A 20558-nucleotide genomic window follows, 5' to 3' on the forward strand; every position below is an offset into this window, starting at 1 on the left:
CCAGCGCCGTCGGTTTGAATGCATCAAGGCAGTCGGAACACATAGAGCGTGCCTCCCGCCGTTGTCGCGTTTTTCAAGTCCTTCATGGCGTTGACGAAACCGAGCGCAGCAGTGGCATCGCGCGGGTCGAGATCGCCTGAGACGATGGCGCCGGCCCAGCCGCCGACGCCGGACAGGATCGCGACATATTGGTGTCCGTCGGGGCCGCGATAAGTCACCGGCTGGCCGATGATGCCGGAAGAGGTCTTGAACTGCCAAAGCAGTTCGCCGGTCTTCGCACTGACGGCCTTGAACCAGCCTTCCATGGTTCCGTAGAAGACGATATCGCCGGCGGTTACGACCGCGCCGCTCCATACCGGGAAGTTTTCCTTGAGGCTCCAGGCCGGTTTCTCCGCGGCGATATCCCACGCGGTGAAGGCCCCACGATTGCCGCCGGGGCCCGGGATCATGCGCACGTTCATTCCGACATAGGGTGTGCCGGCGATGTAGTTCACCTCGACGCCTTGTTCGTCCATGCACAGATTGTTGTGCGGGATGTAGAGCAGGCCCGTCTTCGGCGAGAAGGCGGAAGGCTGCCAGTCCTTGAGCCCCGAGGCGGTCGGGCAGATGTCGCGGACGACCTTGCCGGTCCCGGTCTTCTTGTCCGGGTTTGCCATCAGCCTGCCCGTCTTGAGATCCACACCCTTGCTGGAGTTGACGGGGCCATAGGGTTTTGCGGACAGGACCTCGCCGGTGGTGCGATCAAGGACGTAGAGATAGCCGTTGCGCTCCGGCCGGACCAGCACCTTGCGCGGCTTGCCCTGCCAGTTCATGTCGAGCAGGATCTGCTCATTGATGCCGTCATAGTCGTGCAGATCGTGCGGCGTCCACTGATAGAACCATTTGGCCGCTCCGGTATCGGGATCGCGGGCAAAAATGCCCGATGTCCATTTGTTGTCGCCGGGGCGCAGGTCAGGGTTCCAGGGGCCTGGATTGCCGGTGCCGTGGAAGATCAGATTGAGATCGGGATCATAGGAGATCCAGCCCCACATATTGCCGCCGCCGATCTTCCAGGCCTCCGGCGGCCAGGTCGTCACACCGAGGTCCCTGCCCTTGTCCATGTCGTAATGCGGCTTGAAATCCGGGCCGATCAGCACCTCCTTGTCGGGACCCGTGCTGTAAGCCGTCCAGACGACATGGCCATCGCCGGCGTCGAGCGCCTTGACCCAGCCGCGTACGCCCATCTCGCCGCCCGAATTGCCGACGAGCACTTTGCCCTTCACCACCAGCGGCGCCATGGTGAGGGTCTCGCCGACATTGATGTTGCCGATATGGGTGTTCCAGATCGGCTGGCCGGAGTTCGCATCGAGCGCGATCGTGTGGCCGTCCAGCGTGTTGAAGAAGATGCGCCCGTCGGTGAAGGCGGCGCCGCGATTGACGACGTCGCAGCACGCCACCCCTTGTGCCGCGGGCTCGGGATTGGGTTCGTATTTCCACTTGATCGGTGCGCCAGGTTTGGAGAGGTCGAGCGCGTAGACGATGTTGGGAAAGGGCGTCACGATATACATCGTGCTGCCGACCACCAGCGGTGCCGCTTCCTGGCCCTTGTTCACGCCGGTCGAGAAGGTGAAGGCGACCTGCAGGTTCTTGACGTTGCCTGCATTGATTTCCGCGAGCTCGCTATAGCGGGTCGAGGCGTAGTTCTTGGCTGGCATCGTCCATTGGCCGTCGTCGGGCGGGGCGGCGGAGGCCGGCGGCGAGATCGCAGGCGTCGAGGGCGACTCCGAGGCGGCCATCAGAACTGGGAGACAGGCCAGCATCATCGCCCCAACAATGCTTAATCCCGCATATTGCCGCGCAGCCCGGGTGAGGCGAGCGCGTCCGGACTGCGCACACCTCGCCGTCAGCTGTCGCGCTGCCTTCATTTCGGGACCGAGCCTCCGACGCTGGCGCCCAGTTCGGCGGCTATGTCGGCCTCGCGCCCGGCGCAAAGCGGATGACCCCAGCCGGACGCGCTTTTGCCGCCTGGGTCGAGGTCGTAGATGATGGCGTCCTTGCGGTTGGGATTGACGCCTGCCGGAACCTTGTCGAGGCCGAGCGCTGCGCGGACGCGCCAGGCGACGTTGTGGTCGGCGCAGGAGGAATCGCCGCTGACCCCGAGGCCGCCGACGATCGCCTTGCCGTCGTACAGGGCCAGGCCTCCGCCGAACACCACCACGCCTCCGATCGGTTTGCCGATCAGCGGGTCATTGGGGCTGCCGAATGTCTTGGCGTCGCCGGCGTAAGCCGCCGCCTGATTGACGGGGTTGGTGGCCTGCAGGCCGAACAGCGGCCCGCCTGGTTGCACGCCGGCATAAAGATTGGCGGTCGACAGGGCCATATTCGCGAGGCTGAGCCCGTTGGCCGTGTTGGCCTTCTCCGCCGCGACCAGCCGGCTGCCGGGCCATTGCGCGTCCACGGTAGGGCCGCTGAAGGCGACGGCGCAGACCGTACCGTCACGGGCAACGATCGCGGCCCATTCATTGCTCTCGAAGCCGCCATTTGCCGGCCCGCCACTCGCCTTGACATTGGCCTTCAAGGCCGACAGCAGTTTGTCGTGATCGGCCGGGCAGGGCGCTTGCGCCCAAGCGGGATCGTACGGCAGCACCGCGATGGCCAAGAGCAGGAGGCCAAGAGCGGCCGACGGACACTGGGGGAAATGCATGGCGCTTCGGAACACCTTGTTCAACGCGGACAACAAGGAAAAACAGAAATCTGGCGGCAGAAACTCCGGTCTCGCCGTTCTGCAAGCTGATCCTGCTCTTGCTGCGCGAAACCGAACGGACAACGAGCCCCTTTGTTCCTGCTGCCCAGAAAGGGACTGCAAGAATTGCGTGTGGCAGGTGCATCCATATCGAAGTCCGGCCCAACAGCACCAAGGACCTGGCGGTGCCATCACCGCTCCTGGGAGGCGGCCAGCGTTCCTCGATTGCTGCAGCCGTCAACAGCAGGAGGTACGCGGCTCCTTGGTCTTGCGACATGTGCAGTAGAGGAACCAGCTGTGCCGCCCTGCGTTGGACGGGCAATGGAGCAGCTTCGTTCAGATTTCGCGCCGATCGCACAGCCCGGTTACTGGCTGGCCCTGCTGCTTTTGTTGCTTCCCTATGGGGTCGGCGTGTTCTTCCTCATCAGGACGTGCCACTGCCTGTGACTTGATCCGCTGCCTCGGCGGCGTCGAGCTCGAGGCAAGGCGCGCTCGCGCAAATCCCGGTCTGGATCGCCCAGCTGACGAACACTTTCCTGGCCGCGGCGACCGGCCCGCGGCCATCATATGCCGCGCAGCAAGCGTCGCTGGCCAAACCGTGCAGGCGGCACCGCTTCTCGAACGGCCACTCCTCCAGGAATTCGATGGCGTCCATCGCGCAACGGATTTTCCTCACGCCAAATGGCACGTCATCAACAAGGACAGGTTCAGCGAACACATCAGTGCTCATCGCGCCTGGTTCTGCCGCGCCGTGGTCGTGACCATAGTTGTCGCTTTGCCGAGAAATCAAAGCACGCCCAACGGGCTCCCCGAAGACATTTGGGCCCATGACCTTCCTCCGCTTGATGCGCCAATCGCCGGCAGGCCAAACAGATGCTCAGCAAGGTGTTGGGCATGTGCCGGCGGCGCTGAGGTGAAATATTGGAAGCGCGATTTTCGGCGTCAAGAGCCGCCCCGTGGCGGCCGACCCTGGCTCACCTGGGGTGGGTTGGCAACTCCGCCGATCTGGGTGACGGGCGGCCGAAGAGACAAGCAGCGGCTGGTGTTTGCGTTCGGCTCCATGGGCTGACTAGAGCTGCGCGTGGAGCGTGCTGGCCAGCCAATCGGTGAACTTTTCGCGCATGGGACGCGATCTCCATTCGGCAAGGCTGATCTGCCTCGAGCGCTTCAGATCTTCGTTGAACAAGTCGATCTGCGTTCGTGCGAATTCCTTGCCATAGACGTTGAGCGTGGCCTCATCGTTCAAACGCAAAGACCGCTGGTCCAGGTTGGTGGAACCGAAGCTCGCCCAGACGTCGTCCACGATCAGCAGTTTGGGGTGATACATCGTGGGCTGAAACTCGTAGATCCGCACCCCGGCCTCGAGCAATTTGCCCCAGAAATAGCGCGAAGCTTTGCGGACGATCGGAACATCCGTCAGGGAATTGGGAACGATCACATCGACGGCGACGCCTCTTTTTCTGGCGTCCAATATCTGCTGCAGGGCGATGTCGTCCGGGAGGAAATAGGCCATGCCGATGCGCAGGTGGTCTTTGGCCGCGGCTATGGCGGCCAGCATCATCAGCTCCATGTTTTCGGAGCCGTTCGGCTGCGAAGAAAGGATCAGCTGGGCACGGAGCGCACCCGCGGCTTCGGGCGGCAGGTAGAAGTTCTCGCCCTGCAACGTCTCGCCCACTGTTTCCAGCCAGTTCTCGGCGAAGGCCGCCTGGAACCCGGGCACAGCAGGCCCTTCGATCTGGTAGTGCGTGTCGCGCCACTCATTGGGGTTGCGCGCATCTCCCAGCCAGTTGTCCGCGATGCCGACCCCGCCTGTGAAGGCGACCCGCCCGTCCACAATGAGCAGCTTGCGATGCGTTCGGTTGTTGACGCGGTCGAGCGTGTACCAGTGGATCGGCCGATAGCGCTCGAACCGAACGCCAGCACTCGTCATGATTTGGATCAGCTTCTCATCGAAGGGAAGACTGCCAAGCCAATCGACGAGCACGCGCACCTCGACACCCTCTCGGGCTTTCGCAGCCAAAGACGTGGCGAACTCGTAGCCGACCGAGCCCGACCAATAGATGTAGGTTTCCATGTTGATGGTCTTTCGGGCCGAACGGATCGCTTGCAGCATGGCGGGAAAAATCTCGTCGCCGTTGACGAGGGTCTGCACGGCGTTCGCCTCGAACATCTGCCCCTGCGAATAGCTGCTCATGCTCCTTGCGAATTGCGGATCTGCCGCATCGAAACGGTGCGGCACGATGGTGCGGATGACACGGGTCTCGGGGATCAAGTTGATCGCGAGCAGCGTGACCAGACTGGCGACAAGCGCGACGGCCAAATACTTGAGGCTGCTGAGCAGCCTCCGCCGGTTCCGACCAAATCTCACCTTTCACGCGCCCGCTGGAGGCGCCAGGGTGGCCGCCCCATACCAATTCAGACTTTGCCGATCGAAAACGACACACAGTGCTGCGTAGGCCAGCAGCACCAGGAATGCGGCGGGACGGGACGCAAAAGTGCCGATTGAGGTGAGGAAACTCGTTATCGGGTGATTTGCCATGCTCAAGAACTGTTGATCCTGACGCAGGTTCCAGCCTTGAGCCGGGAGTCTGAAGTGCAAGCCTGAAGCTATAACAACTTTCGACCAACGCCTGCATCCTTCGCAGGCAATCGGCGTTGAAGAAGGATCCTAGAGGGCGGGTTTAGACATGGACACGAAGCCAACTGACGCTGACACGGTTTCCGCTCAGGAACCGGATATCATCGTGAACAAGACCGCACATTTCGTCGGGGAATGGATCGACGAGCACAAGGCGGAAGCCGCAGCTGCAATCCCGGCCGAAATCGCCGCCGAGAAGCTCGCCGAACAATGCATCGCCGATGCCGAAGGCCTGGGAATACTGGCTGAGGATATCGGCGACGAAGTCGGCGATCTCAAGCAATACATCGCGGAAACAGTGCTCGGAGACGAAACTTCCAGCAACGGCAAGATTGAGAGCCCGCCCGATCCGCTCCCGGCGGCGCCGAATGGAGAAACCAATGCCGAAGTTCCGTTTTGAGTTCATCGAAAGTACGGCGCAGCCGGCCATCCAGGTCGACATGGAAAATTTGGATGCCGCCAAGGCCGAGGCGAAACGCGCGGCTAAGGAGGCGATGCTCGATGGGATTGTCGAAGGCGTCGACCCGACATCGTGGGTTACGAGAATCTACGACGAAGCGGGGTATCTGGTCGCCACGATCGGATTCCAGGACCTTGTGGCCGCGCCCCAAGCTGTCGGACAAGCCCACGAACAGACCGATGAGCCCGGCGTGATACGCTCGGGCTGATGCCGCTCCTGGGCAGGCCATCGGAACCTCAGTCGAGCTTTCCAGGCCAGGTCAGCTCGATCCACGCCGGGGCATGATCGCTTGGCCTTTCCAAAGCTCTTACCGCAGCATCGACGCCCGCCCCTCGCAGCCGGTTTGAAAGTGCCGGACTGATCAGGAGATGGTCCATTCGCAGGCCGGAGCTCCGGTCATAACCGCCCCGGTAGGAGAAGTTCCAGTAGGTGTAGACCCCCTTCTCGGGATGGATCTGCCGAACCGCATCCATCCAGCCCATCTTCAGCAAATCGGCGTAAGCGTCACGACTCTGCGGGAAAAACACTGCATCGCCCAACCAGCGCGCCGGCACCACCGCATCAATCGGGGTTGGCACCACGTTGTAATCGCCGCACAGGACCGTTTCCTCTTTAAGCAAGGTCTGGGAATAGCTGATCAAACGCTGGAACCACGCGAGCTTGTAATCGAATTCAGGTCCAGGCGCGGGATTGCCGTTCGGCAGATAGATGCAGCCGATCACCAGCCCATCCACCTCGGCCTCGATGTAGCGGCTGTGCGTATCGTCCGGGTCGCCTGGCAGTCCGCGCCTGCGCTCCTGCGGCTGTTTCCCACGGGCCAGAATCGCTACGCCGTTGTAAGATTTCTGCCCATGCCAGACGGCGCAGTAACCAGCCTGCCGGATCGCCTCGGCAGGGAACTTCTCATCGGATGTCTTGAGCTCCTGCAGGCAGACGATGTCATAGCCGGTTTCGCCAAGCCATTTCAGGAGGACCGGCAATCGCCCATTGACGCCATTTACGTTGAAAGTAGCGATCCTGGTCATCCGGTTATCTTGGCCGATGATCTCTCCGGGCAGTCACCCCGATACTTGGTTTGGAATACTAGCTGTCTTTCTTGTAGGATTTGGCGGCCTCATCGATCTTGCGCCAATCGTTTCCGTGACGCCGCACCAGCTCCCGCGCCTGGGCCGGCGAGATGTTTTGCGTTTCCACGATATGGTTCACTTCCGTTTCTTCGCCTTTCAGCGGGCGCGAACGTGGCCTTCTGGGCCGGCTCGCCGCTGTTTCATCTGCATCACGTCGTCTCGCCATGGGCTGACCTCTCCTGATCCGGATTAACCGTCGAATGCCGGGAAGGTTTCCGCTCGCGGTTCCTCGAGCAGTTCGGCTTGTCTCGGCTGTGTGGCTTGAACCCAAGGAACTTGCGCGGCGTTCCTTGCGAGCAGAGCTAGCGAGCGCAATCCGATGGAAAAATCCGAAGCCCATTTTGAACCGCAGAAGCCTCGTGGTGCCGAAGCGCGCTTCCCGTACGATCGAGCGGCAGTTGAGCGGTTCCAGCTTGCGTTTCCGCGCGCGAGGTGGAGCGACGAGCTCAGGAGCTGGTTCGTGCCCGGAAAAACGGCGGCGCGGCGGATCGAGCGCTGGCTGGCACAGGAGACAGCGGCTCGCGCAGCCCATGACGACAGTAAGGGGCGGGATGCCTTCGCCTTCGATCCACTGTCGAGCCACTATCTGGAAGTCGCGGACGACCTGCGCATTCGCACGCCTTATTCGAAGACCGTGCTGAAGGAACTGCGAGCGGTTCCATGGGCGAGTTGGGACGACGAACTGCGGGTCTGGCGGGTGCCTTTCGCGCTTATGAGGAGCTGCGGCGCCGTTGGCCAAGCATCGAAAGAGCCGCCCAACGCGCCGAGCCGGAGGAGAGGAAACGCCGGCGGGAGGCTGGTAAACACTCCGATGAGCACAAGGCCGCCAGGCTGCGCCATGCCGAACGCAGGCGCCGGCGCTATCCGGTTCCAGCCGAAGACCTGCCTCCGCTCGGTCGCGCCGTGGCGACGGTGCAATATGACGTTGTTGTCTTCACCGGGATTTCAGGCGAGCTCGCCGACCCCTCTGAGCTGGCGCCGTTCTACCCACAGTCGATGGAGACCGGCTTCGGCGCCGTTTGGGCGAGGTGGCGGCCGCCGACCTTGGCTGAACTGATCAAGACATGGCCGGCGCGGCGTCCTGCCGGATCAGCGGAACGATCGAGAGGGTGGTGGCGGCCGACGCTTGGCGAACTCAGAATCGCTCGCCGAAAGGCGAAAAGCCTGGAGCGGAGAAAACGTTCGCGAAGTGCCGATTGATATTCTTGGGTCTTTGATGGCTGTCACATGACAAGCGAGGCGGGCCGCCGCCAAGGCTCGCGTACCCGACGTTCAGGTGGAATGTCACAGGCCGAAAAGGAATTTCGGGTGCGATTTCAGCCCCGCGGGACCGGCATCCCCGCAGCCAAGCACGCGAGCTCATCGACTTGATCAGCATCGACGCAGCTTCGCTTCTTCGGCAGGCGCGCCTTCTCAAGAAGACATAACCGCACAGGCGCGATTTTCATCACGGCCTCATTTGTTAGCGCGCGACTTGCCGGAGAGGCGTATCACCCCTTTGTCGTTCGTACCGAGTAGTGAGGCAAGCGGACGCTTGAAAGCGGTATCGTGCTTTCGCCCCTGGCTAGGAGGCACGCATGTCCCTGCATGGTGTTTTGGATTCCACCCAACTTGAAATCCTCTCAAAAGCTGTCCATCGCTATTGTTCAAGGCATGGACTTGAGAGCGAGGAAGACCGCCAGTTGGTCGCCATGAGGGCCATGAGCCTTTTCGGCCAGGGCACAACTGACCTTGACCGGCTGTCCGCGAGACTGGAAAAGCTCGAAGAACCTGGGCACGGCTAAACCGGCTGGCAAGCGTGCAGCCGTAACAGCTCCAGCGCAGCGCTCCTAATCCCGCCAAATTGCGCCATCGCTAGCAAAAAGATGGCCAACACCAGCTGCTTGCTGCAGCGTAGAAGCTTCGGCGAAAGCGAATGCGGGGAGAAGAGGGTGATGGTGCCAGAGGCGGAATCCCAGTGGAGAAAATCCCGCTTGACTTTCAAATGCGTAGGGAAGGGTCACCGCCGCAGCTACCAACAGAAATACCAATAAAATATTTCTGTGGATAGGTTCGGTTCCGGAATAGGACCTGTCGGTCCCATAACTCTCTATGTTAGGCGGCGCGGGGGGGTCTCGTCGCTTGTTAGGCAGTTTGTTACAAGGCTGCCAGATTAAAAAGCCGGCCAAGCCAGAGTTGAAGTTGGCGATCGGACTTCAGAGTGGCAGCATCCTCAAGGGCCATCCTGATTTAAGGCTCCAAACGAGATCATTCACGAATGACCGCTTTGCGCCGGTGCCTCATCCCGGACGTTCAGCGTCCGGCATACTGATCGTGAAACCTGTCATTCGGATGCGCAGTACTCGGCAGCAGGTTCATCTGCGACTTTCGTGCTAACCTTGGTTTGGTGCGGTCGCTGGTCGAGCAGCTCGGAGGCGAACTTGAACCTCAAGGCAGGCCGGCGTCTATCTCCCCTTGGCGCTTCTCGCTTCGTACTCCCTGCGGTCACAAGCTAGAACCAGTGCGCTAGTTCATGCGTTTGCAGCAGGACGAAACAAAAGCTGGACAGTCAGATCCGTTGCAGGTACACAAACCAATCGACTTTTGAAGTTTGGACTTTGTTTATTCGTGCTTCGGCGCTGGTCTACGATCTTCCTTCCCACAAATCTCGATTTCTACTCCCGGTGCATCCGCATCGCGAGAGAGCAATGCTGCTGAGGAAAGGGTTCATCATGACCACCGGCACAGTAAAATGGTTCAATTCCACCAAGGGCTTCGGGTTCATCCAGCCTGACAACGGCGGCTCGGACGTCTTCGTCCACATCTCCGCGGTAGAGCGCGCTGGGATGACCAGCATCGTCGAAGGCCAGAAGATCGGCTACGAGATGGTTCGTGACAGCAAGTCCGGCAAGATGGCGGCTGAGCAGCTTCAGGCTGCCTGACCAACTCCAGATCTTTGCGCGGCGACCACGGATGTACTGGTGCCCTGCAAATTCCGATCAAGAGGCCGGGCACTGCTCGGCCTTTTCGTTTCCGATGCTTGAGTGCGAGCCGGTACCAGAAACACCTCGGCAAGCGCACGTGCCACGGCTCCGCCGGCTGTCAATCATTGATTGGGCGGCGCTGACTTGCCAGTTCAGCAAATCCAAGGGAAATCCAAATGACTGATGCCGCCAAGCATATAGCGTCTTCCGTACAGCAGGGAAAAGGCCGCTGCGTCGCGCGGCGAAGCCGCGGCCGTCCATCCTGGAAAAGCTCACCCTCGATGAGTTGCAATCGCTCCGGCTGGATGAAGACTCACGCGGGGAATTCGATGCATTCATGGAGCGCTTCAAGCGCTGCAGAGCCGCGCTTGATGCCTTCGAAGGCAAGGACGTCGCATCGATGGACGATGCTCTCTACGATCAGCATTCAGTTGCCGAAGCCGAACGGCACGGCAGCGGAATGGCCGTCGTTCACTTCATGGCTCCGCGTATCTTGCGACTCCGTGACGGCGCCGCCAAGCGGAAGTGGCGCTCATTCCTGACCAAGTTTCGGAAGGACGAAAGGCTCTGACGCTCCGTGCTGCCCAGCGATTACGCCAGTAGCGGCAACAGGAACTGGGGTGCGCAGACGGCCGCTCCTCTTCCTTGGGCAGGATACGATTCCAAGCTTCAGGAGAGACTTGATGACCGACACAGACCTGCGCCTTGAAATGCAGGGCCAAATAGACGGCCTCAAAATTATCGTAAGTTCGCTGTTGCATGCGCTTCCGGATCAGAGGCCGTTCGCGTTGCGCTTCAGGGAGTTGGAAATTCTTGCCCGAAAGCAGAACGCGCTTCCCTCGACGCTCGAGACGCTACGCTGGTTCCGGACGCAGATGGAAAGCTCCGCTGCTCTCGGCCCCACTGGTTAGCCGCTGCGGAATTGCGCGGGAAGCATTCCTCGCAACCCAGGGACATAATCCGAGTTTGTGCTAGGTGAGAGGTGCCCGCGGTTGCCTTGAGGCGATGTGGCGGTCAATCCGACGAAGTTAGCAGCTAGCTATCCGACATTATCAATCAGTTCATATGCCGCTGCATTATGCTGTGTAGCCACCCATATAAGCTCATGTTTGCCGGTCGACAGTCATATTTTTCGATCGCAGTCCGCAGTGTCAGCTCGACCAATTCCTCACCTGATTTAGACGATCCGCCCCGATACCGTTTCGCCATTGTTCGCAAAGCGTCAAGCAGTCGCTCATCAACTTGGTCAGCCGATAGGTCGTGGTTAGGTAGCATTGTTCGTTCAGGCTGCTCTGTCCGGAATCGGGAAGCAGTTTCAGATCAGCCGGTTGCGTTCCGCAAGTTCCCGTGCCCGCCTCAGGGTGCCGTCGGTGTCAGCGATCTTGCGCCTTGCCGCTTCGTCGGTTCTGATCGTCAGCCGAGCCGACAAATTCCGGGATGACTTGGCCAGCGCAACCGCCGCGACAGGGGGGACATCCGGTGTTGTCATGGTTCTCACGGTTATTCCCTTTCAACTGAAATGCATGGGGGACCGAAGTCGCCCAGAAGGAGCACTGGATCGCGGTATCGGTCGCGTCGCGATTAGGAAGTCCGGTGGGACTCCTCCGAATATTCAACTGTTCGGCTCGTCCATTCGAAGCTCATAGCGTTTTGCCATGTTCGCGTCCTTGACGTTTCGCCTCTCGACTATGCCGACCTTGCTCAGCCTTTTACAATGAGAAAAACCGAGGCAAGCAGAGCGACCATCCAGAGCGCGACATATATTTTTACGGCCAGTTGACCGTGCGAAGAGAGCGCCGCCCTCGCGCGCACGGCCATCGTATCCTTCGCGCCAGCCCGCGCCACCGCGACAGCCAATGGCCGCTTGGTGGCGAGCTTGCCGAACACCCGTCGCGGTTCAACCACGGCCACGGCGCCGTTTGTGTGCGGGACGCCAGGCTCCACAATTGGCAAGGCTATCACCCGACCTAGTTTAGGCAACTTCATTCTCGTGGCGGAATGGGTACGCATGTCTCACCGTAGACCGCCGGCCTTGCGATAGATAGCAGCCATCGAAGATATTCGCCGAAAAACGCTATTTGTCGCTTGTTTTAATTGCGAGTCTCGAACTTTTTTCCCGTGGATGAGATAATTTTATGCTGATCTCATACCCTCGTCTTCGGAATTTCACTTAGCAGAGAAAAATAAAAAGCTGCTAGCGCTTGTTCCCAGCGCAATTGAAGCGCATATATGAAGCTCGTTGATTTGGCCGACCTAGCTTTCGTCATATCGAAGGCCTCGCCATTCTGCTCCGAATTTTCGATATGGATTGCATTGCGCTGTTCGCGGCGGGGCATCTCGAATGGATCGAACCCTGAAATGGAATGCCGGCACGGACCACGGATGTACTGGCGGCATCAGGCATTGTTTTGAGGGCTTGAATTGAAGCGGATGGAGCGCTCCACTTCTGCAGGAAGTCGCAAGTGACCGCTCGCGCAAACCGTCATTTGCCCCGATCCATCGTCTGTTTTGCCGGGGCTTCGATGTGCGCAGCCGGCCGCAAAGTATCGCGTCGATCTCGATGAGAAGTCCCTCGGAAGCGTCCCGCACCGAACGGCGCTGTCTAACCACATTCATCACCTGCCAGCGATCCGCGAAGGGGTCGATGCAGCAAGGGAGCGGATTGATCAACCTCGGTCGAGGCGCCGCTCAAAAGAACCGGAGAAAACTATGACCACCCTCTTGCAGCGCAATGCACGACCAATCCAGCACGGAGCTCTGGCACGTCTTTTCGATATCGGACAGTCAGTTCGACTGAAGGGCGGTTTAGGCACGGGCCCGAGGACCGGCGAACTCTACCGTGTGACCCTTGCTCTTCCGCCGAGGGGAAACTCGCCGCAATACCGCATCTGCAGTGACGCTGAACCGCACGAGCGGGTGGTGACGGAGGACATGCTGGAATTGATGGACGAGGCGTCGGACGGCGGGAAGATTCTTATCGAAAGCACATTCGGACATGCGCCAAGGAACGGAGATGCTGGAGCCGAAAGCCGGAGCGGCAAAAGCGTCCGCTGAAGGTTGGAAGTGTTTCCGGCGCAAAGCCTAGAGCAATGGCCGCTAATGGCAGGATGTTTTCGCTAAACAGGACTCCTATGAAGGTCGTGATCGAATTCTATCGGACGCGCGTTGCCGACGACGCGCACGCCGTCGTCGGCCGTGAAACCGTAGACGCGGCCGACCGCGACGCGGCGATCGAGATCGCGCGGCATCTGGCAAGGACATTGAACATGCCTCAGTGGCCAGATGCCGTCGCCATCGCCGACGCCGACGGCACGACCATCTATTCCAGCATCATCGCCGCGCCGACATAGACAAAGGGCCGATATCATGAACACTAGCACCCATCACCTCGATGCAGGGGGCGCCCAGCCATGCCACTTTGGGGACCATCAATATGGCCGTCGCGTCGAAGCCGATCGTTCCTGGTCCGTCTATCACGTCTTCACGGGCATTCCGGCGCATGTGAACGGCGCCGCCATGATCGGGCTCAGCCGTTCGGAAGCGACGAAAAGCATGCTGTTTCTCAACTTTTGCAGCAGCGAGCGCCGCAAGGAGAGGATCGCCGCGCGCTTTTTAATTGCGCCCGAGAATCTGGCAGACCGATGATGACGCTCGCATTCCCGAACACCAGCCGAAGCTTTGCCAGGAGCGCAACGGCGTTTACTTCGTCGGTCACGACGGCATGTTTCAAATTCGCTTCTTCGTCGAGGCCGAGGCTCTGGCCAAAAATGGCATTGCCCTGGGCGGGAAAGCCAGCGTAGAGACGGCCTATCTTGCGGCATTCGATGGCTTGCGGACCTCCATCCAGGAGATGGCTGGCAAGGTTTATGCTCGCCACCGCCGCGACTCCTACACTTTGACCGCCGCCGATTTCAGGTAGCAGCTTCCGCGATCAAAGCCTGGTCGACAATCGAACGCTACCTCGTCTTTCCATGCAAGCGGGCGTAAGGTGCGCGATGGCTGCAAAAAAATTCCGGGTTCCCGTGGTTGTCTATGTCGCCGGCCCGAGCGGCTTCACGCTGATCGAGTCCTTAGCACAGGCTTCGGATTTCCTGTTTGACCATTGGCCTGGAAACGACAGCCTGGCCTGGACAGACGCGATGAAGCGCTGTGCCGAAGGTGGCGCTCCCGATGACGCGAGTGCTGCATTCCTCACCGCGCTTGAGGGGGCGGGGATCAGCTACGACCGCACGGTTGAGATTTACTGAGCCTGGCGAGCGACTGCGCGGTTGGAGCCACGCGCTGGCCGGATTGCGATCCTCAGCCGGCATTCGGCCTGACGGATCTACCAGATAGGGAGAGTTTGAATGGCGATGAAGCCGAATTATCGGTACGAGCGCAGTCAACGAGACAAGGCCAAGGCGGCCAAGAAAGAAGCCAAGCTTGCGGGGAAAGCCGCGAAGGAGAAACCATTATCCATAGAGCAGAAAGAACAGCGAGAGCCCGCTGCTGACGAAAGCTGAGGCATGGCGATGACGCAGCGCGAGTCGGACAGCTTCGAAATCGACGTGGAATGTCCCCGTTGCCATCATCAGGCAAAGACGCTCGTCGGTTGGATTCGTACTCACACCCAGATTGAATGCGCGAACTGCGGCGAAATCATCGACATTGAGAGCAAGAACTTCAGGTGGCATGAACAGCGCTAAGGAAAAGACCATGATGCCGCCAGAGCCGCGCTCACCACGCCTTGCCGTTCTGATCGATGCCGACAATGCCTCGGCCAAGATCGCCGATGGGCTGTTCGAGGAGATCGCCAAGATCGGCGAGGCCAGCGTGCGTCGCATCTATGGCGATTTTTCCAGCTCGCGCTCGAAAGCGTGGGCCGACGTCCTTTCAAAGCACGCAATCGTACCCCAGCAGCAGTTCGCCTACACAACAGGTAAGAACGCCTCGGACATCACGCTCGTCATCGACGCGATGGATCTGCTGCACAGCGGCCGGTTCGACGGTTTCTGCCTGGTTTCCTCCGACAGCGATTTCACCCGGCTCGCGGCCCGCATCCGCGAGCAGGGCATCGACGTATTCGGCTTCGGCGAGCAGAAGACGCCTGAGAGTTTCCGCCAGGCATGCCGGCGATTCGTCTATACCGAGAATCTGCTGGCTTCCGCGCCTGCAAACGAGGCTGAAGCCGTATCGACTGTGAAGCCACTGCAGCCGCCTTCCGCGGCCGTGCCGATCATCCGCAAAACCATCGCGCAGATGGAAACCGAGGATGGCTGGGTTCCGCTCGGTGCGGTCGGAACGCGGCTTGCCAATCTGGCTTCCGACTTCGATCCCCGCACCTTCGGCTTTCGCAAGCTAAGCGATCTCGTCCGCAAGACGAACGCATTCGAGATCGAACGACCCGAAGGCGGGACGCTTCGCATAAGGACAAAACCGGAGGCGGCTCGAAAGGGCGGGCGCAAGGCGTGACCGCGCAGTATGCCGTCGACCTTCTGGGTTCGTCTTCAATCGACCGCCGAGCGGCGCTCCGGGTGGACGGCGGCGTTGTGCGCTTCGTTGCATAACCCTGACCTGATCGCCCAAGATTTAAGCGCTCGGCGGGTTGGTCGTCCGGCAACGGCTGCCTTTCGCGTTGGGATCAAATTGGCTGAACGAGGAGACTTGGGTCGTCAGTCCAATGACCGCTTTGCCGAATTCCTCAGCCACAACCGGACTGTCGGCTAACGGTCCCCTTTCGGTCATTGGAAAATTGGCTGCGAATGATCGGTCTAACGACCCATCGGGCCTCTTCCAGCCTCGACCATAGCGCGCCTTTCATTTAGCCACACCATCAGCATGGCTGACCCGCCGGATCGGACTCAAGCCGACGCAAATCCGATTTCAACGGCAGCTTTGCGCCTGGACCCAACCCATCAAGGCTGGTCGCCTCGTTGCGGAACTGTAGATTCGAGGCCGATCGCGCTCGATGGCAATTTTGATGGGCATCAGTTGGACGGCGCGTTGATATTGGCGCCGATCGTCCGGGCAAAGGCGCGTTCGGCCTTAAACTCGGGCCGTTTCGACAGCACGAAGCGTGAGGCCATGAACACCTGACCGCTATTCTCGCTCTCGACCATCTGGTCGTCCAACACAACCGGCGACAAGCGATTCGCAAATTTGCCCAGCTTGCGGAACGGTCCCACGGGCGGGTGGCAATAGAGCACCACGCCGGGTGACAGCGCAAATACGAGATACGCGCCGGGCACCAGCGCTAGGGATCGTAGCCATTGTCGGTGGTCGGGGCTGCGAAAAGCGACGGGATTATCTGAGGTCACAAACGGCGTCGCGCTGTCGTTGCGAGCAAAGATCCAGACCGATTTCATGAACCTCTTCGTCAATTTTTCCACCACGCGCGGATCCCACATAAGTTCAGTATGCAGCTCACGCGCCTCCATTGCGTCGACCGGTTCGCCGCGGTCAATCTGAGCCATCGCCGATACTAGATCGCGCGTGTCGAGCGTGCGCAGCATCTGGACCGCAAGATACCGCGCAACGAGCCAGCGATTGATGCGCGGGATTGGTAGAGCGTCGAGCGCCTTCATTTGGGAGAGCCATTGGAGCCACTGGTCGGTGATAAGCGAGACCTCGCCCTCCATCTGCGACAGCTGCTTCTCCATCGTCAGCGGATCGTTGCCGTCCTCATCATATTGCGTCAGCCAATAGAACTGCTTCTCGGCAGCTATTCCGCTCGGCGAGCTCCGGAACATGCGATCGCTTTGCTTATCCCACGCCCACAGCCCGCCCCGCTCGTCAGCGAACCGGCGGAGATGGAATTGCGGGACGTAGTGGTGGAGCTTGGGTGCCGTCACCGATCGCCCTTCTTTCAGAAAGAAATGGCGAAGCTTGGCCGGTCGTGACCGGCATCAGCCTCCGCACCGTTCCATTCGCCATAACGTAATTCGTCGGAGGCTCACTTCTAGAGCTGGTCGGCAAACCAGCGGGGTATCTCGCCTTGCCCCCACAGGTACTGCATAATTCAGGGTCGCGCTCTTTGCACGTCGGGCACTCCACAATTTCGTCGTCGCGCAGGTCCACCTGGTCAGCCTGCCAACGCTTCAATCTGCCCTCTCCGCCGCAGGCCCGACACGTCATATCAATGTGCGCTGGAACAGCCATGCTCCCCTCCTGGATGGCGTTGCCAGCCGCATCGGCTCGGACGCGGCGCGAGACCAATATGCGGAAGCCAGCGAAATTCTTATGAATGCGCTGAAAGGCGGCACGCTATCCTATCGAGGCCGCCATTTCGAGTTGAACAGCGTTCCGTTGACGCTAAAAACTCATCAGCGTCCGCATCCGCCGACTTGGATCGCCACGAACGGACCCGAACCGGCAGCCTGGGCCGCTGCGAATGGCGTGAACATCGCGCGCGTGGGACCTTCCTTTTCTGTTCGCAGAATTACTGATGCCTTCCGCGCCGGTCGAGAGCACGCCAGCGACGCGGGCGACCAAGCGCCATTTCTTGGATTGCTCCGAACGGTCGTGATTGGGCGTTCTGAAACAGATGTACGTTCACTCGCCGTACCCGCTTACGAAGGGTGGCTTAAGAGCTTTAAATTACTTTACGATCTCAACGCAATGCCGACACCACCAAACCTGCCGCTGACTTTCGATTGGGCAATCGAGAAGGAATTGTGCGTAGTAGGAACGACAGCTTCTGGGGAACAAGCTCTTCTTGATCAGCTGGAGAGGCAGGTGCAAACTACCTCCTTTGTCAACTTGCATTTGGGAATTTGTCGTTAGATGCTTCCCTATATACGGCAGCGGCAATTCAATCGGCAATTATTGCTCGAGTTGGCTGACCTTGATGAGACAGACTTTTAAGACGCGTCCACCATGGGGTCAGTCCATGTGCTCCTGCAACAGACGGAGCAAGCCTCCGATTGCCAAGCAAAGTCGAGTTCCTCTGAGGTACAGTGGGTCTTCGACAACATGACACTCTTTGCGAATGAGCGCCGAAGTTTTGATCCCCTGACAAGTTGACCGTAACCCGTTCATCCACCATCGCAATATGAAAAAGAGAGGTACCATCGGCGCCGGTAGTGACCTCCCAAAATTATGAACTTACCAGTAAAGTCATGCGCTTGATCGCAATCAGCTTGCGGATCAACCTTCGGCGCTTGCTCACAATCAATCGAGCGATGAGGCGAAAGTTCATAGCGGTCAGCCTACCTGCTCACATGCTTCATAAAAACGGTCTGTTCAGGATGCGAGTGGCCAGCAGGCTTGCTCGTGCCGTCGCATGCGTATAGCTGGGGCGACAGCAGAAGGGCCAGACGTTCGTTCGTCGTCTGCCGCGACTTCCGCGCAATTCGTCCAACAAGGAAGAAACTATGAGGCGGCAGACCAGACCGTTCACCGTGGAGATCAGACAAAAGCGCAGTTCTCACAACCGGGGTCGTTCCATCTGGAGCGATGTCGATCTCTCCGCAGCAATGGCCGAGACAACAAGGGAACTAAAGGAGATGGAGTTGCCAAATGGTCGCCTTGTTGACTCTAGTGCCGTAGCGCTTGATGCTGAAGACATGCACAAACCACGAGCGGAGCATCTCATGGCAAATCCCTTGGATGCCGAATCAGTAATAACAGCAACGGAAGCGGCAGCCAAAGTGGAGACGCCTGGAAAAAAGAAAGGCCTGCGGAAGGCGGACGCTGAGCCTAGGCAGGCTGCTCGGAAGAATGCCGCCAATACGGCGCCTCAGGCGAAGGAAGCACCAGCAGTGGCCGTGCGGACTCGGAAGATTTACTCTGAAAAGGAGCGTGCCCAGATGCTCGCCCAGATAGAGAAGTCGATTAGTGGCGGCGCCACTCACAAAGCTGCCGTAAAGCAGACCGGCATTTCGGAACAGACGTACTATCAATGGAAGAAGGCTGCGCCGGCTGCATCGAATGGTGACGATCTGAAGGACCTCGTGGCGCTTGAGGGAGAAAACAAGCGGCTGAAGAGCCTGCTCGCGGAACGCTTGCGCAAGGAGAACGCGGAACTCAAAAGGAAACTGGGGCTGTAAACAACGCTGAATCGCACGCCGAAGCGATACCGATTCCGGCGCCGACGCTGCCTCCAACGCCGAGGGCGCGAGCCCTTTGCGATTGGAGCGGGGCTTTTGCAATTTTCGCTTTTGCTGCTCCTGAAATCTCGGATATGAAGCGGACTGGCTTATGGCCTGCCCACATCGACATGGTTACAGAGGAATACAATAATGGCGACCGGAACGGTAAAGTGGTTCAACAGCACCAAAGGATTTGGATTTATCCAGCCCGACAATGGCGGTCAGGATGTTTTCGTCCACATTTCGGCTGTCGAACGAGCGGGCCTTTCGACCCTTAATGAGGGCCAGAAGATCAACTACGAGATCGAACAGGACCGGCGTACCGGCAAGTCCTCCGCTGGCAGTCTCAGCAAAGCTGGCTGAACTTTTCTGCGTCTGCCCGGCAAGAGCCGGGCAGACGTGCCACCGACCGGCGCAAAGAGCGGGCAAGAACATGGATCCCGTCGCCGCGGGAGCAGATTGTGGGAAGCTGCTAATTCCTACTGAAACAAGATGCTTGCGGGAGAAGAGGGGCACGTTCCCGGCTTCTCATGTTCTGCTGTGAACCTCGCCATTGTGATTGTTCCTGGGATGTGGGTCTGACGCTCTCTCGATCGACGTGGCCGGAGAATGAACGAGCAATTCAAGCGGCCTCCAGCGATTAACACCTCGGGGATCAAGAGGGCCGGGTACATTGGCCCCAGGGTACTTGGACCCATCAAGCCACGCTGGACATCTTTGGTGACCAAGTTGAACTCGTTCCCTTCAGCGACGGATTGTTCGAAACATATGAAAAGGGCTGCGTCGACGTCGCATGCGCCCCAGCTACGACCTCTCTGGTCGGGACCACTCCTTACCTCGATCAAATCCTAAGCTTGCGGTCTGCCAGGATCATCGCCGAGTATCCAAAACGTCTGTGCTGCGGAATCACTATTGTGAGCGTTTCCCATCCTTCATCCCGACCGTTGTGATCGGTCAGAGTCTTCCGACAGCCAACATCGCGGGTCACGGCCGACCCGCAGAGCTTTGGCCGAAGCCGAGCTGCGGGGTAAGCGCTGAAATCGCGATCAGCCAAGGCGGCGAGACTTGCCTCAGTGACCGGAATCGACTGAGGTTGCGTTGATTTGGCGCAGAGATTGTCCTTCATACCCTTGAGAAACGGGACGAGTTTGCCTGTAAGGGCGGCGACCCTTCGCCGAAAAATGAGAACCTTCTCGAGCCGGCAACCGATTTCCGGCAACTACCATATTCGGCGAGGCGCACCGGCGGCCACAGATATAAACCGATCTCGAGATCGTCGCGCTGCTGGGGCGCTGCGCGGCAATTGCAACCGGTCAACCTCCATAACACGTGCCAACGATGCCTCGTTATGAGGTGTCCCCAGGCGCAGCGGCCTGTTCTCATTCGCTTGCAAGCAGCGCCGCGACCGGAGGTGGCGCTTCTCGTTGAGAGAACCCGGCGGCCCAAGGCATTGAAATTGAAGATGTCGCGATTGCGTCTAGAGCTGCGATCGGCTCGCTCGATCTAGAGCATCTTTGATGAACACAGAGTCGGTTTGAGGACCTTCACGCGATAGATCCTGTCTGATTCACTGTCCCGGT

At 59.5% G+C, this 20558-nt stretch carries 23 protein-coding genes and 3 pseudogenes; 18 read left to right on the forward strand and 8 right to left on the reverse strand.

Annotated features, from left to right (window positions below; all coding sequences use genetic code 11):
* Window positions 1–23 precede the first annotated feature (23 nt).
* From CK222_RS03870 to CK222_RS03885, 4 genes are all read right to left on the reverse strand, one after another.
* Window positions 24–1775: a methanol/ethanol family PQQ-dependent dehydrogenase gene (locus CK222_RS03870; RefSeq protein WP_348628795.1), complete on the reverse strand. Its 1752-nt coding sequence runs from the start codon at window positions 1773–1775 to the stop codon at window positions 24–26.
* 125 nt (window positions 1776–1900) lie between these two features.
* On the reverse strand, window positions 1901–2683 hold the full coding sequence (locus CK222_RS03875; protein ID WP_245432958.1) for a heme-binding protein: 783 nt from the start codon (window positions 2681–2683) through the stop codon (window positions 1901–1903).
* A 463-nt stretch (window positions 2684–3146) separates the two neighbouring features.
* The gene (locus tag CK222_RS03880; protein ID WP_095782978.1) at window positions 3147–3551 is read right to left on the reverse strand and encodes a DUF982 domain-containing protein; all 405 of its coding nucleotides are present in this window, start codon (window positions 3549–3551) and stop codon (window positions 3147–3149) included.
* A 240-nt stretch (window positions 3552–3791) separates the two neighbouring features.
* Entirely contained in the window at window positions 3792–5042 is a 1251-nt protein-coding gene (locus tag CK222_RS03885; protein WP_245432959.1) for a phospholipase D-like domain-containing protein, read from the reverse strand.
* 367 nt (window positions 5043–5409) lie between these two features.
* On the opposite strand from CK222_RS03885, the gene CK222_RS03895 reads away from it, so the two are divergent.
* Together CK222_RS03895 and CK222_RS03900 are read left to right on the forward strand one after the other, a co-directional pair.
* Window positions 5410–5760, forward strand: a complete 351-nt coding sequence (locus tag CK222_RS03895; RefSeq protein ID WP_095777394.1) for a DUF768 domain-containing protein — start codon at window positions 5410–5412, stop codon at window positions 5758–5760.
* Window positions 5741–6028, forward strand: coding sequence for a hypothetical protein (locus tag CK222_RS03900; RefSeq protein WP_066993818.1), 288 nt, complete (start codon window positions 5741–5743; stop codon window positions 6026–6028). The genes CK222_RS03895 and CK222_RS03900 overlap by 20 nt, the downstream gene beginning before the upstream one ends.
* Before the next feature lie 28 nt (window positions 6029–6056).
* Here CK222_RS03900 and xth read toward each other — a convergent pair whose 3' ends face one another.
* Window positions 6057–6845 carry an exodeoxyribonuclease III gene (gene xth, locus CK222_RS03905; protein WP_095799427.1) on the reverse strand — a complete coding sequence of 263 codons (789 nt, stop codon included), beginning with the start codon at window positions 6843–6845 and terminating at the stop codon, window positions 6057–6059.
* Window positions 6846–6903: 58 nt separating this feature from the next.
* Window positions 6904–7113, reverse strand: a complete 210-nt coding sequence (locus CK222_RS03910; RefSeq protein WP_066993812.1) for a hypothetical protein — start codon at window positions 7111–7113, stop codon at window positions 6904–6906.
* Window positions 7114–7266: 153 nt separating this feature from the next.
* Here CK222_RS03910 and CK222_RS32825 point away from each other — a divergent pair.
* From CK222_RS32825 to CK222_RS03940, 5 genes and pseudogenes are all read left to right on the forward strand, one after another.
* Window positions 7267–8147: pseudogene (locus CK222_RS32825) on the forward strand (hypothetical protein).
* Between the two features lie 377 nt (window positions 8148–8524).
* A complete protein-coding gene (locus CK222_RS03920) occupies window positions 8525–8731 on the forward strand; it encodes a hypothetical protein (protein ID WP_066993806.1) in 207 nt (68 codons plus the stop codon).
* Window positions 8732–9634: 903 nt separating this feature from the next.
* Window positions 9635–9868: a cold-shock protein gene (locus CK222_RS03930; RefSeq protein ID WP_280950716.1), complete on the forward strand. Its 234-nt coding sequence runs from the start codon at window positions 9635–9637 to the stop codon at window positions 9866–9868.
* Window positions 9869–10247: 379 nt separating this feature from the next.
* Window positions 10248–10481 carry a hypothetical protein gene (locus CK222_RS03935; protein WP_095826512.1) on the forward strand — a complete coding sequence of 78 codons (234 nt, stop codon included), beginning with the start codon at window positions 10248–10250 and terminating at the stop codon, window positions 10479–10481.
* Window positions 10482–10593: 112 nt separating this feature from the next.
* Window positions 10594–10821, forward strand: coding sequence for a hypothetical protein (locus CK222_RS03940; RefSeq protein WP_095777389.1), 228 nt, complete (start codon window positions 10594–10596; stop codon window positions 10819–10821).
* Between the two features lie 790 nt (window positions 10822–11611).
* On the opposite strand, the gene CK222_RS03950 is transcribed toward CK222_RS03940, so the two are convergent.
* On the reverse strand, window positions 11612–11821 hold the full coding sequence (locus CK222_RS03950; protein WP_095777588.1) for a hypothetical protein: 210 nt from the start codon (window positions 11819–11821) through the stop codon (window positions 11612–11614).
* A 798-nt stretch (window positions 11822–12619) separates the two neighbouring features.
* On the opposite strand from CK222_RS03950, the gene CK222_RS03955 reads away from it, so the two are divergent.
* The 8 genes and pseudogenes from CK222_RS03955 (at window position 12620) to CK222_RS03985 (ending at window position 15361) form a co-directional block, all read left to right on the forward strand.
* Window positions 12620–12964, forward strand: coding sequence for a hypothetical protein (locus CK222_RS03955; RefSeq protein ID WP_095777387.1), 345 nt, complete (start codon window positions 12620–12622; stop codon window positions 12962–12964).
* A gap of 77 nt (window positions 12965–13041) precedes the next feature.
* Window positions 13042–13260, forward strand: a complete 219-nt coding sequence (locus tag CK222_RS03960; protein WP_095777386.1) for a hypothetical protein — start codon at window positions 13042–13044, stop codon at window positions 13258–13260.
* 16 nt (window positions 13261–13276) lie between these two features.
* Window positions 13277–13555, forward strand: coding sequence for a hypothetical protein (locus tag CK222_RS03965; protein ID WP_095777385.1), 279 nt, complete (start codon window positions 13277–13279; stop codon window positions 13553–13555).
* A pseudogene (locus CK222_RS03970) lies at window positions 13555–13829 on the forward strand (DUF1488 domain-containing protein). Before CK222_RS03965 ends, CK222_RS03970 begins: the two are co-directional and overlap by 1 nt.
* A gap of 76 nt (window positions 13830–13905) precedes the next feature.
* On the forward strand, window positions 13906–14157 hold the full coding sequence (locus CK222_RS03975) for a DUF982 domain-containing protein (protein ID WP_095777587.1): 252 nt from the start codon (window positions 13906–13908) through the stop codon (window positions 14155–14157).
* 99 nt (window positions 14158–14256) lie between these two features.
* Entirely contained in the window at window positions 14257–14412 is a 156-nt protein-coding gene (locus CK222_RS32165; protein WP_095777384.1) for a hypothetical protein, read from the forward strand.
* Between the two features lie 3 nt (window positions 14413–14415).
* Entirely contained in the window at window positions 14416–14595 is a 180-nt protein-coding gene (locus CK222_RS31495) for a hypothetical protein (protein ID WP_095807864.1), read from the forward strand.
* Between the two features lie 13 nt (window positions 14596–14608).
* Window positions 14609–15361, forward strand: a complete 753-nt coding sequence (locus tag CK222_RS03985) for an NYN domain-containing protein (protein WP_095777586.1) — start codon at window positions 14609–14611, stop codon at window positions 15359–15361.
* Between the two features lie 515 nt (window positions 15362–15876).
* On the opposite strand, the gene CK222_RS03990 is transcribed toward CK222_RS03985, so the two are convergent.
* Window positions 15877–16740, reverse strand: a complete 864-nt coding sequence (locus CK222_RS03990) for a DUF4238 domain-containing protein (protein ID WP_170950351.1) — start codon at window positions 16738–16740, stop codon at window positions 15877–15879.
* Window positions 16741–17077: 337 nt separating this feature from the next.
* Here CK222_RS03990 and CK222_RS03995 point away from each other — a divergent pair.
* The 3 genes and pseudogenes from CK222_RS03995 to CK222_RS04010 all read left to right on the forward strand — a co-directional run.
* Window positions 17078–17730 (forward strand): annotated as a pseudogene (locus CK222_RS03995) (LLM class flavin-dependent oxidoreductase); the annotation flags it as partial.
* 531 nt (window positions 17731–18261) lie between these two features.
* Window positions 18262–18936, forward strand: coding sequence for a transposase (locus tag CK222_RS04005; protein ID WP_245322484.1), 675 nt, complete (start codon window positions 18262–18264; stop codon window positions 18934–18936).
* A gap of 192 nt (window positions 18937–19128) precedes the next feature.
* Window positions 19129–19341 carry a cold-shock protein gene (locus tag CK222_RS04010; protein WP_095777381.1) on the forward strand — a complete coding sequence of 71 codons (213 nt, stop codon included), beginning with the start codon at window positions 19129–19131 and terminating at the stop codon, window positions 19339–19341.
* Window positions 19342–20558: the final 1217 nt, after the last annotated feature.

Origin of the sequence: Mesorhizobium sp. WSM3866 (genome assembly GCF_002294795.1) — a bacterium.
Lineage (GTDB): Bacteria > Pseudomonadota > Alphaproteobacteria > Rhizobiales > Rhizobiaceae > Mesorhizobium.